Here is a 13,867-nt window from a genome sequence, read left to right on the forward strand (position 1 = left end):
CTTCTAACGGCACGCGCGACTTGCTTCCGTCCGCATCCATTCCGAACACGGAGGATGCACCGGATGACCTCGATGAACGCGCCGTTCCGCTGGACACTGTCGCTCGCCGCCGCGCTGGGAGTCGCCACGTCGGCGGCGGCCCAGGAGCCGGAGCCCCAGACGGAGACGGAGACGACCACGACGACCACCACGATGAGCTCGGAGGGGATGCCGATGGAGGGCCAGGGGCGCATCGGGCCGCAGTTCGCGGTGAGCGGCAACGTGGGCTTGGGCCTGGGCTACGTCTACACGAATGGCCAGAGCCCTTCGGGCACGCTGGAGGACCTGAAGATCACCGACTCCGCGAAGGTCTCCTTCCCCGTCATCGCGGAGCTGGGCTTCCGGGTGACGCCGCGGTTCTACATTGGCGCGTGGGGCAGCTGGGAGCCGGTGCTGACCAAGACGAATGACCTCTCATGCCCGGAGGGCTTCCAATGCGATACCTTCCAGTGGCGCGTCGGGCCGGAGGTCCGCTACCACCTCCGGCCGGGCGCGAGCTTCGACCCGTGGATTGGCCTGGGCGTGGGCCTGGAGATCCTCAAGAGCCACGTGGAGGGGGACACGCAGCTGCAGGTCGCTCCGGGCGTGTTCGTCCCCACGCACGTGGACACGCACGTCACGGACCGGGGGCCCACCATCGCGCGCGTCACGCTGGGCGGCGACGTGCGGGTGGCGCGGTCCCTGTCGCTGGGGCCCATCATCACCGCGTCCGTGGGCCAGTACACGGTGCGCACCGGTTCGCAGACGCTGGACATCACCGGCGTGGGCACCCGCGACCAGGGGCTCACGCCCGTGGATGACGGCTTCCACGCGCTGTTCACCCTGGGCCTCCGCATCGCGTTCCTGCCCCTGTAGCCTCGCTCGGCGGTGCTCCCCCTGAAGGACGGGTGGGTGTTGGAAAAAGCGGGACGCCCCTGGAACCCGGGGACGGGGTGAGGTGTCTTGGGGCGCGGCTCCCCACCTCCCCCGGAGGGTGCATGTCGTCTCGCAAGGTGTTCGTCGTGGTGGCCGGGCTGGCGCTGCTGCTGGCCGGGGTCTTCGTCTGGCTGCGCGCCTCTGGACCTGTCGCGGCGGCCCGCGACGGGACCGTGACGCCTCCCACGCCTCCCACGCCGGGAATGGCGCGGGCTCCGCGACAGGACGGAGGCGGGGCGACCGCGCCCGTGGAACAGCCCATGCGCGACGTGGACGGCGCGCTGCGCGTGGAGACCGCCACGGCGGCGGGACCGCTCCAGGGCGCGCAGGTGACGCTGTACCTGCGGGGACAGCCGTCCCCCGGCTCCCGGCTGCCCTCGTGGCGCGTGGCGGGACAGGGCCGGACGGATGCCACGGGAGCGCTCGTGCTGCCCGCGCGTCCCGGGCCCTATCTCGTCACCGCGCGTGCGGAGGGACTGGCCCTGGCGCGCGCGGAGGTGACGCGGCCGCATGGAGAAGCGCAATCCACGGTCCGGCTCCTGTTGGAACCCGGCGTGTCTTTGACGGGCCTGACGGTGGAGCGCGCGGGCGGTGCGCCGGTGCCGATGGTGGAGCTGACGCTCACACCGCACACCGGCTTCGAGGACGCGCTCCCCGTGTTCCTCCAGACGGGGGCGTCGGTGCCGGACGAGGCACGGCACGAAGCGCTCAGCGACGCGCGGGGCGCGTTCGGGTTCCACGGGCTGGCGCGCGGTGAGTACCAGCTGGAGGCGCGGGCCCCGGGCCATGCACCCCGTCGCATCGCGCGCGTGCACGTCCCGGGGACGGACGTGCGCGTGGAACTGGAGGGCTCCGCGTTCATCGAGGGCTTCGTCACGCGCGCGGATGGAACGCCCGCTCCGGGCGCGCGCGTGAGCGCCTGGGGCGAGGACGGCGCGGTGGAGGCGGAGGCCGGGGACACGGGCAGCTTCTCGCTGGACGTGCCGCCCGGGTCGTTCCAGGTGACGGCCCGTCACGGAGAGGAGACCGGCGCGTCCGGCGGCGCGGTCGTCGTGGGCGCGGGCATGACGGTGAAGGACGTGCGGATCCGCCTCGGCGGCGCTGCGTCCCTCGTGGGCGTGGTGCGGCGCAAGGACTCGGGTGGGGCCATCGCGGGGGCCACGGTGGGCGTGCGCGCGCATGGCGACCGGGCGGACCTGCTCCAGGCCCGGACAGGGGCGGACGGGCGCTTCGAGGTGGGCGGGCTCGCGCCGGGCGCGTACGACGTGCGGGTGAGCGCTCCGGGCTTCCAGCCGCTCACGCGCGCGGGGCTGGGCGTGCTCGCGGGACAGCGCTTCGAGCGGATGCTGGAGCTGGCGGCGCCGGGGCGCATCGAGGGCACGGTGGTGGATGCCTCGGAGATGCCGCTTCCCGGCGTGACGGTGGTGGCCCAGCTCAAGTGGCGGCCCCTGCCGGACGCGCTGCCTTCAATGACAGACGCGCAGGGGCGCTTCACGTTGGAGGACGTGCCGGAGGGCACCGTGTACGTCGCGGCGCGCCGCGCGAACAGCGAGGACGCGGTGCGCCAGCCCGTGCGCGTGGAGGCCGGGAAGACGGCGACGGCGCGGCTGAAGCTCGGGGGCGAGGGCGTGCTGGAGGGCACCGTGCGCAAGGAGGACGGACAGCGGCCGTCGGGGGCGGTGACGGTCACCGCGCACCGGGTGGATGCTCCCGCCTCCGAGTCCGTCGACGTGCCCGCGAGGCCGGATGGGACGTGGTCGATGCGCGTAGGCGCGGGGCGCTACCAGCTGAGCGCGTGGCTGTCCGCGCTGCGCTTCCAGAACGGCGACCAGCAGCAGGTGGTGGAGCTGGAGGCCGGCGGCCGGCGCCACGTGGACCTGGTGGTGGGCGAGCCGAAGAAGCCGCTCCGCGTGACGGTGCTGGAGCCCAACGGCGCTCCCAGTGTCCGCGCGATTGTGATGGCCACGGAGGCGGGCCACATGGACATCCAGGCGGAGGAGCTGACGGACGCGTCTGGCCAGGCGGTGCTGGCTTTGGATGGGCTGGGCTCGGATGCGTGGCGCGTCTGGTCCACGAATGGCGGACGACAGGGCGAGGCTGCGCGCGTGTCCGCGTCCCAGAAGGAGCTCACGCTCCAGCTGAAGCCCGCGGCCCGGCTGAAGGGCACCGTGCGCTCCGCCGGAGGCCGCGAGGTGCGAGGCTTCACGCTGACCGTCACCGCGGCGCGCGGCGAGGACGACTTCCTCTCCCGCGTGGAGCGCCAGTTCTCCGGGGACGCCTTCCAGGTGGACGACGTCTTCCCCACGCGCGTCACCGTCACGGCCACGCTGCCGGACGAACGCGCGGGCAAGGTGGACGTGACGCTCGCGTCGGGCGCGGAGGCCGCCGTGGAGGTGGTGGTGGACGCGGGCGGCGGCGTGTCCGGACGCCTGGTGGATGCGCGCACGAGCGAGCCGCTGGCCGGCGCTTACGTGGACGCGGACGGCATCGCGTCTCCCACGACGGGCGCGGACGGCCGCTTCGAGTTGAAGGACCTGGCCCCGGGCCCGCACCGGCTCACCGCGTGGAGCCGGGGCCGGGAGCTGGTGGACCGGAAGGTGACGCTCGCCGCTGGGAAGACGCAGGCCCTGGGGGACTGGCGCCTGGGGCTCCAGCGCGTGGAGCCGGGCCGGCTGGGCCTGAGCTTCGGGATGACGGGACGGGACGTCATCATCAGCGGCATCGCGGAGGGCGCGGACGTCGCGGGCCTCCAGGTGGGGGACGTGGTGCGCTCCATCGACGGGGCGGTGGTGCTGGACACCGGCGAGGCGCGGCGGCGCGAGCTGGGCGCGCCGGGCAGCCCCGCGGTGCTCGCGCTGCACCGGGGCGGCCAGCCGCTGTCCTTCACGTTCATCCGCGCACGCTGAGGGCCGCGCGGCTTGAAAGCGCGGGGCGGGCCCTGACAGCATCCCGCCTCATGGATGAGCGCTTCACCCCGGAGCACGAGGCGTTCCGCCGCACCGTGCGTCAGTTCGTCGAGAAGGAGCTGGCCCCGCACGCGCTGGAGTGGGACCAGGCCGGCGAGTTCCCCCGCGACGTCTTCCGCCGCTGCGGCGAGCTGGGCTTCTTCGGCATCAGCCATGATCCGGCCTACGGCGGCAGCGGGCTGGATTCCTGGTACGTGGCCGCCTTCGCGGAGGAGCTGGCGCGGGCGCGCAACGGCGGCGTGGCGATGTCGCTCCTGGTGCAGGGGCAGATGGCCACGCCGGTCATCAACGAGCTGGGCACCGACGAGCAGAAGCGCGAGTTCCTCGCCCCCGCGATTACCGGGGAGCGCATCGCGGCGCTGGCGATGAGCGAACCGGACGCGGGCTCGGACCTGGCGCGGCTGCGCACCACCGCGCGCAGGGACGGCGACGACTACGTCATCCAGGGCGCCAAGACGTGGATCTCCAACGGCGCCCGCGCGGACTTCCTGGTGCTGGCGGTGCGCACGGGAGGGGAGGGCGCGCCGGGCATCTCGCTGGTGACGCTGCCCACGGACGTGAAGGGCTTCGCCGTGTCGAAGAAGCTCCAGAAGGTGGGGCACCGCTCGTCGGACATGGCCATCCTCTACTTCGAGGACTGCCGCATCCCCGCCCGCTACGTGCTGGGCCGGGAGAACGACGGCTTCTTCCACATCATGAACAGCTTCCACGCGGAGCGCCTGGTGACGGCGCTCTACACGGTGGCGGTGATGGACGACCTCTTGCGTGAAGCCATCCGCTACGGCCGTGAGCGTCAGGCGTTTGGAAAGCGGCTGCTGGACTTCCAGGTATGGCGCCACACCTTCGTGGACCACGCCACCCGCGTGGAGGCGGCGCGGCAGCTCACCTATCAGGCGGTGCAGCTCTTCAATCGCAAACGCAAGCAGAAGCCGGTGAAGGAGATCGCCATGGCCAAGCTCCTCACCACGGAGCTGGCCCAGCGCGTGGCCTATGACTGCCAGCAGTTCTACGGCGGCATGGGCTACGTGGAGGAGTCCCACGTCGCGCGGGCGTGGCGCGACGTGCGCATGCTCACCATCGGCGGCGGCACGTCCGAGGTGATGAAGGAGATCATCGCCGGGACGATGGCGCTGTAGCCGCTCAGGCGGCGGCCTTCAGGCCCAGGGGGCTCTTCTGGTTCGCCGCCATCTCCTTCATCGCGGGACCGAGCGTGCCCTTCGGAGCCTTCATGATGTCGTCCACGCTCTTGCCGGAGCCGCGTGTCCCCCCACCCCGGCCGGACCCGCGTGCCCGCCAGGGACGGAATTGTTTTGCATCTCCGTCCGGCCCCATCCCGAATCCCCTGCAATCCCAGGGGGTTGCCGCGGGCTCCGGGTCCTATTTCCCCAGGATGCCGCCGAGCATCCCGCCCAGCCCACCACCGCCCTGGGGACCGCCGCCGCCCCCGGAGCCGCCCGCGAGCATGGGGGCCACGGCGAGGATCTTCCCCACCAGGCCCGGGTCCAGGCGGGACTTGAGGAAGTCGAGGAGGAGGGGGGCCACGAGGGTGGCCTTGCCCGCGTCCAGGTTGAAGCGCTGGAGGATGGCCACCACGCCGGCGACCTCGCCCGCGTGGGCCGCCGCGCCGCCCAGGGCGCCCATCAGGCCGCCACCGCCGCCCCCGCCCGCGCCGCCGAGCATCCCGCCCAGGGCGCCCATCAGGCCGCCGCCGTCACCGCCCGCCGGGGCCTGGGCCTGGGCCTGCTGCTGCCAGCCCTGCATCTCCGGGATGGCCTGGTCCATCTGCCGCGCCGCGTCCGGGCCGACCTTCTCCTGCACCGTGCCTTGCACCAGCTTCAGGAGCGAACCCGCGAGCCCCTGTGCCTGCGTGCCATCCACCCCGAGTTGCTGCGAGAGCTGTCCGATGAGGTCCATGCCGCGCTCCTTCACGTGTGTCGAAAGTGAGAGGCGGCGGTTGTAGCGGCCCGGGCCGGGCGCCGGCTGGAAAACCAGAGGGGGCGCCCGCGAGCGTTGGTCTCAGGACGCCGGAGCGGGCCCTACAGTCGGGTGAAGGACCAGCTCACCGCGCGGCCGCCCTCGTAGGGCATGACGCCGTGGAAGGGACGCGGGTCCTCGTCGAACACGAGCGGCAGGAAGTGCCGGTCCCCGTCCCACAGCGACAGGGACAGGATGGAGGACACGGGGACCCAGGACAGCGAGCCCTCGGGGTTCTTCGTGAGGGGCGTGCCGGTGAAGGCGTCGATGCGGAAGATGAAGCCCAGCCAGTCCTCGCCGTGCTTGCCGAAGCCGGGCCAGGACAGGGTGCCGCGCAGGGCCATGCGCGTGCACTCGATGCCGGCCTCCTCGCGGATCTCCCGGCGCATGCACGCGGCGATGTCCTCGTCGCGCTCCATCTTGCCGCCCAGGCCGTTGTACTTGCCGTAGTGGGCGTCGTCCGGGCGCGCGTCGCGGTGGATGAGCAGCACCTGCTGGCCGTCCGGCGACATCACGTAGCCCAGCGTGGCGACGATGGGGGTGTAGGGCATGGGGCCGGTTCGTCCCCTGATTCGAACGGGGCGTCAAGCGGCGTGTCCGGGGGCCCTACGGCGACGCGCCGGTCACGGCTCCAGCCAGCGGCTCGTGACGGCGCCACAGCTCGACAGCGGGGGAGTCCGGCGACACGCCTCGCGTGTAGTTCGCCTCGAACCAGCGGCGGCTGTCGTTGGACAGCTGCCATTGGCCGCGCGCGCCCAGGAGCACGAAGTCGCACCGCCCCAGGAGCGCGACCATGCGCTGCTGGGAGGCCGGGCTGGCGAAGGCCGCCGCCGCGTCCGGGTAGCGGGCGCCGGACGTGAGCGCGTCCTGGAGCATCAGCGCATAGGGGTCCACGGGCACGGCCTGTCCCGGGAGCGCCGGCGGCAGCCTCCCCGCCAGCAGTCCCCAGCCCGGCTCGAAGCCGCACAGCGACGCGTCCGGCGGGACCTGCTCGCGGACGTAGCGGGCCTGGAGGACCTGCTCCGGAGGGCGGACCTCCGAGCCGCGCAGCGCTTCCCGCACGGAGTACAGCGGCCCCAGCAGCACGAGCCCGAACGCCACCGCGCCCACGGGCCGGGCCCGCGCGGCCGCGAAGCCCACGAGCGCCGCCGCGCCCAGTCCGCCGAGCAGCGCCTCCGGCCCCGCGAGCAGCGCGTTGTAGTTGGACCAGTAGCTGTGCGCGGCGAGGTACGCGGCCACGGTGAGCAGGTACGCGGTGGCGACGAAGCGCTCGGGCGCGGCCTCCGCGCGGGTGCTCCGCCGCGCGGCCCGGAACAGCGCGACGCCCAGGCCCACCGCCGCGAGCAGCAGGGCATAGCGGCGCCGCTCGTGGGTCATCTCCAGCAGCCGCTCCCAGCGCGACGTGACGCCGTCCTCGGGCCGGGCGGACTGGAACCACAGCACGTCGCGCACGAAGGCCTCCGGGGCCATCAGGGCCAGGGGCCCCACGAGCGCCAGCACCGTGAACGAAGCGGCCAGCACGAAGCGCCGCGCCAGGGGCCAGCGGAGGCCGGGCGCACGGGCCACGAGCGCCGCCGCGCCCCAGATGCCGCCCAGCACCTTCACGGACGTCATCACGCCCGCCAGCACCCCGGCGAGGCCCGCGCGGCGGGGCAGGGGAGCGTGGCCTGGAGGCAGGAGCCAGAGGTTCGCGAGCGCCAGGCCGCACAGGTTGAGCAGCGGATCCAGGAACGGCCCGCGCTCCATGGTGACGACCTCCGGGTGCGCCGCGTAGGCCAGCGCGGCCACGACGCCCGCCACCGGTCCCCAGGCCCGCATCGCCAGCCGGCCCACGAGCACGGTGCTCACGGCGCCCAGCCCGGTGGCCAGCCAGCGCGCCAGCGCGAAGCCGGTGGCCGGGTCTCCGAACATGCCCACGGCTCCGGCCGGAGCGCCCAGCAGCAGCGCGCCCGGCGGGTGCACGAAGAGGTAGTCGCGGTAGGGCAAGAGCCCCTTCCACAGGAGCGTGGACGCCGCAGCGTAGACGCCCTCGTCGTAGTTCACGATGTAGCCGAGCGCCCCAGCGCGGTGGAAGAACGGCAAGGCCCGGAGCACCCAGGCACCCACCGCCAATGCCGCCAGCACCCAGGGCCACCAACGCCGGGCCCTGCCACCGTCCCTCATCCACGTCAATCCGTCCAAAGCGCGAGAATGCTACGCGCCCGGCCGTGTTTCACGCGAGTCTCATGAGGGCAGGGCGCACGAAAAACACATGCACCCCCAACGATACACACGGCGTGTTGCACCGTGAGTGAATCCAGCTCCGCGAGAGCGGCGGATCAGTAGTTCCAGGCGGTGCAGTCGGTCGTCGTGCGCGTGACGAACTCCGCCAGCGTGCGCATGTTCCGGACGAACGTGGCCGTGTCGAGGTAGTCGCCCGGCGTCGCACCACTGCGCGGGCCGCCCGGGCTGTACGTGGTGATCCACCGCTCGTTGTTCACGGCCGTGTCGACGGCCTGCGCCGTGTCGGCGCGCAGCTGCTGACAGGAGCGCTTCATCACGGTCGTGTCGGTGGCCAGCCGGTCGTACTCCGCGCGGATGGCGGCGAGCTGCGACGGAACCTCCCAGCCGTAGTTCTGGTAGGTCGGCGGCGCGGTGGAGAACTGGGCCGGGTAGCCGCCGGGCTTCACCGTGTAGAAGCCGATGTTCGACGGAGCGGTGTCGTCGAGCTCGATGTATCGGGAGAGGAGTGTGTCATTGGCGTAGTCGACGGTCTCCAGGTACGCGAGCGCGGTGCCGACCGCGGCGCGGTTCGCCGGCACGCTCGGGTCGAGCTGGTAGAGGCGCAGCAGCGCCCACATGGCGTCCTGGCTCTCCTGTCCGGCAATCGCAGGCGTCTCCCAGTTGCGCGCCCAGCGCGGCTGCATCTGGAGGTCATATTGCTGCGCCCAGGCGGGCTGGGGCTGCGGCATCTGCGCACGGCGAAGGAAGTCGCCGAACGCGGTGCGCATGGACTGATACGTCGCGGCTTGAGAGGGATAGATCTCCTTCGCCCAATACAGCATCTCCACGAACGCCGTCGCGAGGTTGTCGTTCAACGTCGGGTCGTCCCAGTACTCGGTCGTGTAGGAGTTGGCGTAGCAGGTGGCCAGACCACACGAAGTCCCGATCGACGGCGGATAGCTCGCGGAGAGCGCGGGCCGCGCGGCGACGGGGCCGGCGAACCCCTGCGGAAAGCCGCCGTTCGTGGGGAACTGGGACGTCTCCACCCGGCTGCGGGCGTACGCGGAGGCGCCGGAGATGGCCGTGTTCGCGAACCCGAGGAGCTGGTCGGTGCGCATCATCGCGATGAGCGCGTTCTGCGTGACCTGGTCGTCATAGACCGTCATCGTGCAGCCGCCACAGCTGCAGCTCGCCGTGGTGTTGAGATAACAGGCCTTGAGGGTCGGCGTCGGCTTGAAGTCGGCATAGAGGCGCCAGCCTCCGGACTTCACCTGCCCGTGGCGCAGCGCCATCGCCGCGTCCAGCGCATAGGTCTTGAGCGCCGGGGTCGCCGGGTCCGCCAGGGCCGCTTCGACAAAGGCAACCGTCACGTCCGAAGTACCGGGCGACTGGATCATGATCTGATCTTCGTCCAGCTGGATGTCGCCCCAGCGCTCGCTCAGGTTGGTGGCGTTGTGGTGCCACGCGTAGCCGCCGTGGCGCGCGACGTTGTCATGGAAGTACTTCGCCGCGTTCCGCATGCGGCCCAGCGCCTTCGCCCGGAGCGGAGTCGTGGCCGCCTGCTCGGACGTTCCGACCTCGACTCCCGGTTCGGGGTCCGGTGAAACGCAGGCCAGTGTGGAGAGGACGGGGAGGAGTACGAGTGCGAGGCGGTTTTTCATGGGGCTGACGCGTAGCACAGCCTTGACGCCCGGAGTGTGAAGCAAGCCAGGGCTGGTCGACGCCGACATCCTCGCGCTAGCTTCCGGCACCGTTCACTCCATCAGGAGCCACCATGGGACTTGCCGAACGTCGCGCCGCCAAGGAGTTCGAGACCAAGCGGTTTCCGCAGTTCAAGAAGGACATCGACGAGGCCGCCGGCTTCGACGTGCCCGTGACGGTGGCCTGGGAAACCCTGGCGCTGGACGGCGAGTCCCATCTCTATGACGAGTGCTGGCCCAAGGTGTACTTCGTGCCGCTCATCGCGGCGCTCAAGGCCATCACCATCGACGACATGGGCAAGGAGGCGCTCAAGGCGTCCCTCAAGAAGATCGAGATCCAGAACCGCGCGGACACCAGCAACGCCTCGCGGTTCGCCGCCTCCTTCGAAGGCGGGACCCTGCTGCTGGACAACAAGCCCCACACCAACGTGGACGACGTGAAGGACCGCACCCAGAGCATCCAGTCCCTGCTCGAGTCCAAGCTGTAAGGGCGCGTGGACGAGGCCCGGGCACGTCCGCACCGGGCCTCGTCGCGGGCACCGCTAGAAGCAGGTGCAGGCCGCCTTGTAACACTTGCCCAGACGGAAGCCCTTCGCCACACAGCTGGCGTTGCACTCCTCGGCGTAGCACTCCACCTGCGACGCTTCCGCGGTCGCGGGCGTGGACAGCGCCAGCGTGGCGCCAAACGAAACGAACGCGCCCGCGCCCATCGCGAACAGCACCCGGCCAGCCTTCTTCAACGACGGCATCATGTGTGTGTCTCCCGGTGAGGATGTTTCGGGGCGAAGCATACCTCACCCGGGAATCCGCCTCATGGCCGCAATCCACGTAAACGTGGTCTCCAACGAAGAATAGCTGATAGACGTGACATCCAGGATTTCACCCCTCTGGAGGTCCATCGATGCAGAACCCCCCGTTGTTTTCCGCCGTGGTCCTCGCCGGGGCGCTCTCCGCGCTCGTGGCGGGTTGTGGTGGTGAGGAGCGCTTCGAAGGCGCGCCGGTGGACGAGGCCCCGGTGGGCACGTCCAGCGGGGCGCTCGCGTGCAGCACGCGCATCACCTACGGGGACCGGTGGATCCACCCCGGGCACCCGGAGCAGTACGACGTCGCGAGCGGCCTGGTGACGTGGGACGGCAGCTGCATCAACGAAGGCACCAACTCCTACGCCGTGCTGTCGAACGGCTGGAAGCCCTACTTCACCGGGCGCGACGCCTGTGTGATGGCGCTCGACACGGACTGCTCCGGCACCCAGGCCTGCGCGACGCGCGTCACCTATGGCGCGGCGTGGTTGCATCCCGCGGGGCACCCGGCCCAGTACGACGACGTGGGCGGCCGCGTGACCTGGGACCGCGGCTGCACGAATGCGTCCCCCAATTCGTACACGGTCCTGTCGAACGGCTGGGCGCCGTACTTCAGCGGCAGCAACGCGTGTGGCGTCGCGCTGCGCTACACGGGCTGTGGCGGGCTCTACCAGAACCCCGTGGTGCCCACGGACTGCGCGGACCCTGGCGTCATCCACGACGGCACGCAGTACGTCGCGGCCTGCACGTCGGGGGGCGCGGCCAACGCGTTCCCGCTGCGCACCTCCAAGGACCTGGTCACCTGGACGGCCGCGGGCAACATCTTCCCTTCCACGCGCCGTCCGACGTGGGCCACGGGGGATTTCTGGGCGCCGGAGATCCACAAGGTCGGCACCCGGTACATCGCGTACTTCACCGCGCGCCACCAGGACGGGAAGCTGTCCATTGGCGCGGCGACGGCCACCAGCGCGCTGGGGCCCTTCACGGACCTGGGCCGGCCCCTGGTGCATGACGCGGGCATGGGGATGATTGACGCCACGTTCTTCTACGACACCGCGGGCGTGCCGTACCTGGTGTGGAAGGCGGACGGAAACGCGGTGGGCCAGTCCACGCCCATCTATGGCCAGACGCTGTCGGCGGATGGGCTGTCGCTCACCGGCACGCGGCGCACGCTCATGAGCAACACGCTCTCCTGGGAGGGCGGCGTCGTCGAGGCGCCGTGGGTCGTCGCGCGGGGCGGTTACTACTACCTCTTCTACAGCGGCAACTCGTACGCCAACAGCACCTACGCCGTGGGCGTGGCCCGGGCCACGAGTCCGCTGGGGCCCTATACGAAGCTGGGCAACCCCATCCTCAAGACGGCAAGCGGCTGGGTGGGGCCCGGCCACAACTCCGTGGTCACCGGCCCCGGCGGGGACACGGTCATGGTCTATCACGCGTGGAACAGCGCCCACACGGCCCGGGTGATGCTCGTGGATGCCATCACCTGGCCCAACGGCTGGCCCGCGGTTCCGGAAGCCCCGTCCGTGGGTTCGCGTCCCATGCCGTAGCGGGCGCTTCCCAGCCTGGCCGGGCCGCCCGGGCGGGCGTATGCCCCAAGGGCGGCCCGGCCGCTGCTCCTCGGCCCGCGAAAAGGCTGCCATCCCATGCCGTGAAGCATTGGACGGTCAGTTGCGCGGAAGGGGCCCTCACGCAGCGCATGTCAGCCATTAACGTAGAAATGCGCAGGGGGTGCGCTGGGCGGGTCAGACAACCATCCAACGGTTGTCTCGAGGGGGGACGGCATGGCGAGGAAGCATGGCAGGAATGGGGATGGGTTCTCGGGCGGTGGCGAAAGCCCTTTCAATGAGGAGGGCAACGACACCACGGGCCGCTACATCGTGATGCTCCGCGAGGAGGACACCAAGACGTCCATCAGCTCGCTGCGGGACGAGCTCGGCATCTCCCACATCGAGGCGCTGGAGGACGTGAAGGAGTCCAAGGGCGGGCCGGGAGCGGACAACGTCTTCTTCCCCCGCCTGAACGCGGCCGTCGTGGACCTCGACCCGGACCAGGTCTCGGTGATGGGCCGCGGCTCGTCACACATCGTGGCCGCGGAGCCGGAGCGCTACGTGCATGCCCTGGCGGTTCCGCAGTCCATGCTGCAACACGGGATGTTCGAGCCGATGCTGGGGGTGTCCCCGCTGGAGATGGGGACCGAGCCGATGCTGCCCCCGCACCTCCAGCCAGAGCCGCGGCGGGAGGCCCTGCCGTCCCTGCCCGCGGGCGTCACGCCCGAGTACCTGCGCGGGTACCGGGACTCGGTGACGGCGCTCATCAATGACCTGCTGAGCCGGACCGGGCGGGCCGCGATGCCGGGGGTTGCCATGCCCGTGCCCGCGGAGGTCGGAATCCCGGCCTGGAACGAGGCCGAGGCGACCTGGGGCTTGCAGGCCACGGGCGTCATCGGCTCGAGCTTCAGCGGCCAGGGCATCAAGGTGGCCGTGCTGGACACGGGCTTCGGCCCGCACCAGGACTTCACCGGCCGGAACATCCTCGCGCGCTCGTTCGTCCAGGGCCAGTCGCCCGCGGATGGTCAGGGGCACGGCACCCACTGCATCGGCACCGCATGCGGCTCCCAGCGGCCCACCGTGCCGCCCCGGTACGGCGTGGCCTACGGGGCCGACATCCTCGTGGGCAAGGTCCTGAACAACCAGGGCAGCGGCACGGATGGAAGCGTCCTCGCGGGCATCAACTGGGCCATCGCCCAGGGCGCCCACGTCATCTCCATGTCGCTGGGGAGCCTGGTGCGGCCGAATGAGCCCTACAGCCAGGTCTACGAGATCGCCGCGCAGCGCGCCCTCCGGCAGGGGACGCTCATCATCGCGGCGGCGGGCAACGAGAGCGAGCGTCCCGGGCTCATTCAAGCGGTGGGGCGCCCGGCCAACTGTCCCTCCGTCGTCGCGGTGGGCGCGATGGACTCCGCCTACGGAATCGCTCCCTTCTCGTGCGGTGGCATCAACCCGAACGGCGGTGAGGTGAACATCGTGGCGCCCGGCGTGGACGTGTACTCGTCCGTCCCCATGCCGCCCTTCTACCGGCGGCTGCGGGGAACGAGCATGGCCACGCCCCATGTGGCCGGCATCGCCGCGCTCTTCGCCCAGGCGACCGGGCTGCGGGGCCTGCTCCTGTGGCAGGCCATGGTGCGCCGCGTGCGGCCGCTGCCGCTGCCGGCTCGGGACGTGGGCCGTGGTCTGGTCCAGGCCCCCTGAACCTCCCGGAGCTCCAGCCC

General features: G+C 71.4%; 11 protein-coding genes. 6 read left to right on the top strand and 5 right to left on the bottom strand.

Annotated features, from left to right (window positions below):
• Positions 1 to 63: 63 nt before the first annotated feature.
• The 3 genes from NR792_RS38035 to NR792_RS38045 all read left to right on the top strand — a co-directional run bounded on the left by NR792_RS38035 (position 64) and on the right by NR792_RS38045 (position 5,056).
• Complete coding sequence (locus NR792_RS38035) at positions 64 to 894, top strand: hypothetical protein (protein ID WP_375757582.1); 831 nt, start codon at positions 64 to 66, stop codon at positions 892 to 894.
• 122 nt (positions 895 to 1,016) lie between these two features.
• Complete coding sequence (locus NR792_RS38040; RefSeq protein WP_375757583.1) at positions 1,017 to 3,860, top strand: carboxypeptidase regulatory-like domain-containing protein; 2,844 nt, start codon at positions 1,017 to 1,019, stop codon at positions 3,858 to 3,860.
• 50 nt (positions 3,861 to 3,910) lie between these two features.
• Positions 3,911 to 5,056: an acyl-CoA dehydrogenase family protein gene (locus NR792_RS38045; RefSeq protein ID WP_375757584.1), complete on the top strand. Its 1,146-nt coding sequence runs from the start codon at positions 3,911 to 3,913 to the stop codon at positions 5,054 to 5,056.
• Between the two features lie 241 nt (positions 5,057 to 5,297).
• Here NR792_RS38045 and NR792_RS38050 read toward each other — a convergent pair whose 3' ends face one another.
• The 4 genes from NR792_RS38050 to NR792_RS38065 all read right to left on the bottom strand — a co-directional run bounded on the left by NR792_RS38050 (position 5,298) and on the right by NR792_RS38065 (position 9,616).
• A complete protein-coding gene (locus NR792_RS38050) occupies positions 5,298 to 5,849 on the bottom strand; it encodes a DUF2780 domain-containing protein (RefSeq protein ID WP_375757585.1) in 552 nt (183 codons plus the stop codon).
• A gap of 107 nt (positions 5,850 to 5,956) precedes the next feature.
• Positions 5,957 to 6,445 carry an NUDIX domain-containing protein gene (locus NR792_RS38055; RefSeq protein ID WP_375757586.1) on the bottom strand — a complete coding sequence of 163 codons (489 nt, stop codon included), beginning with the start codon at positions 6,443 to 6,445 and terminating at the stop codon, positions 5,957 to 5,959.
• A gap of 55 nt (positions 6,446 to 6,500) precedes the next feature.
• Positions 6,501 to 8,018, bottom strand: a complete 1,518-nt coding sequence (locus tag NR792_RS38060) for a hypothetical protein (protein ID WP_375757587.1) — start codon at positions 8,016 to 8,018, stop codon at positions 6,501 to 6,503.
• A gap of 194 nt (positions 8,019 to 8,212) precedes the next feature.
• Positions 8,213 to 9,616, bottom strand: coding sequence for a hypothetical protein (locus NR792_RS38065; RefSeq protein ID WP_375757588.1), 1,404 nt, complete (start codon positions 9,614 to 9,616; stop codon positions 8,213 to 8,215).
• Positions 9,617 to 9,870: 254 nt separating this feature from the next.
• Between NR792_RS38065 and NR792_RS38070 the strand changes: the two genes are divergently transcribed.
• Positions 9,871 to 10,284 carry a hypothetical protein gene (locus NR792_RS38070; RefSeq protein ID WP_375757589.1) on the top strand — a complete coding sequence of 138 codons (414 nt, stop codon included), beginning with the start codon at positions 9,871 to 9,873 and terminating at the stop codon, positions 10,282 to 10,284.
• Positions 10,285 to 10,338: 54 nt separating this feature from the next.
• On the opposite strand, the gene NR792_RS38075 is transcribed toward NR792_RS38070, so the two are convergent.
• On the bottom strand, positions 10,339 to 10,548 hold the full coding sequence (locus NR792_RS38075; RefSeq protein WP_120524139.1) for a hypothetical protein: 210 nt from the start codon (positions 10,546 to 10,548) through the stop codon (positions 10,339 to 10,341).
• 149 nt (positions 10,549 to 10,697) lie between these two features.
• Between NR792_RS38075 and NR792_RS38080 the strand changes: the two genes are divergently transcribed.
• Both NR792_RS38080 and NR792_RS38085 read left to right on the top strand, forming a co-directional pair.
• Entirely contained in the window at positions 10,698 to 12,146 is a 1,449-nt protein-coding gene (locus NR792_RS38080; RefSeq protein WP_375757590.1) for a glycoside hydrolase family 43 protein, read from the top strand.
• 234 nt (positions 12,147 to 12,380) lie between these two features.
• Positions 12,381 to 13,847 (top strand): S8 family serine peptidase, encoded by a 1,467-nt coding sequence (locus NR792_RS38085; RefSeq protein ID WP_375757591.1) that lies wholly within the window; start codon positions 12,381 to 12,383, stop codon positions 13,845 to 13,847.
• Positions 13,848 to 13,867 lie beyond the last annotated feature (20 nt).

The organism is Corallococcus exercitus, assembly GCF_042231735.1.
GTDB classification, from domain to species: Bacteria; Myxococcota; Myxococcia; order Myxococcales; family Myxococcaceae; genus Corallococcus; species Corallococcus exercitus_B.

Coding starts and splice junctions, on each gene's coding strand:
- NR792_RS38065 (WP_375757588.1), bottom strand. CDS start 9,616: ATGCGGAACGCGGCGAAGTACTTCCATGACAACGTCGCGCGCCACGGC.
- NR792_RS38070 (WP_375757589.1), top strand. CDS start 9,871: ATGGGACTTGCCGAACGTCGCGCCGCCAAGGAGTTCGAGACCAAGCGG.
- NR792_RS38085 (WP_375757591.1), top strand. CDS start 12,381: ATGGCGAGGAAGCATGGCAGGAATGGGGATGGGTTCTCGGGCGGTGGC.
- NR792_RS38055 (WP_375757586.1), bottom strand. CDS start 6,445: ATGCCCTACACCCCCATCGTCGCCACGCTGGGCTACGTGATGTCGCCG.
- NR792_RS38080 (WP_375757590.1), top strand. CDS start 10,698: ATGCAGAACCCCCCGTTGTTTTCCGCCGTGGTCCTCGCCGGGGCGCTC.
- NR792_RS38075 (WP_120524139.1), bottom strand. CDS start 10,548: ATGATGCCGTCGTTGAAGAAGGCTGGCCGGGTGCTGTTCGCGATGGGC.
- NR792_RS38045 (WP_375757584.1), top strand. CDS start 3,911: ATGGATGAGCGCTTCACCCCGGAGCACGAGGCGTTCCGCCGCACCGTG.
- NR792_RS38035 (WP_375757582.1), top strand. CDS start 64: ATGACCTCGATGAACGCGCCGTTCCGCTGGACACTGTCGCTCGCCGCC.
- NR792_RS38040 (WP_375757583.1), top strand. CDS start 1,017: ATGTCGTCTCGCAAGGTGTTCGTCGTGGTGGCCGGGCTGGCGCTGCTG.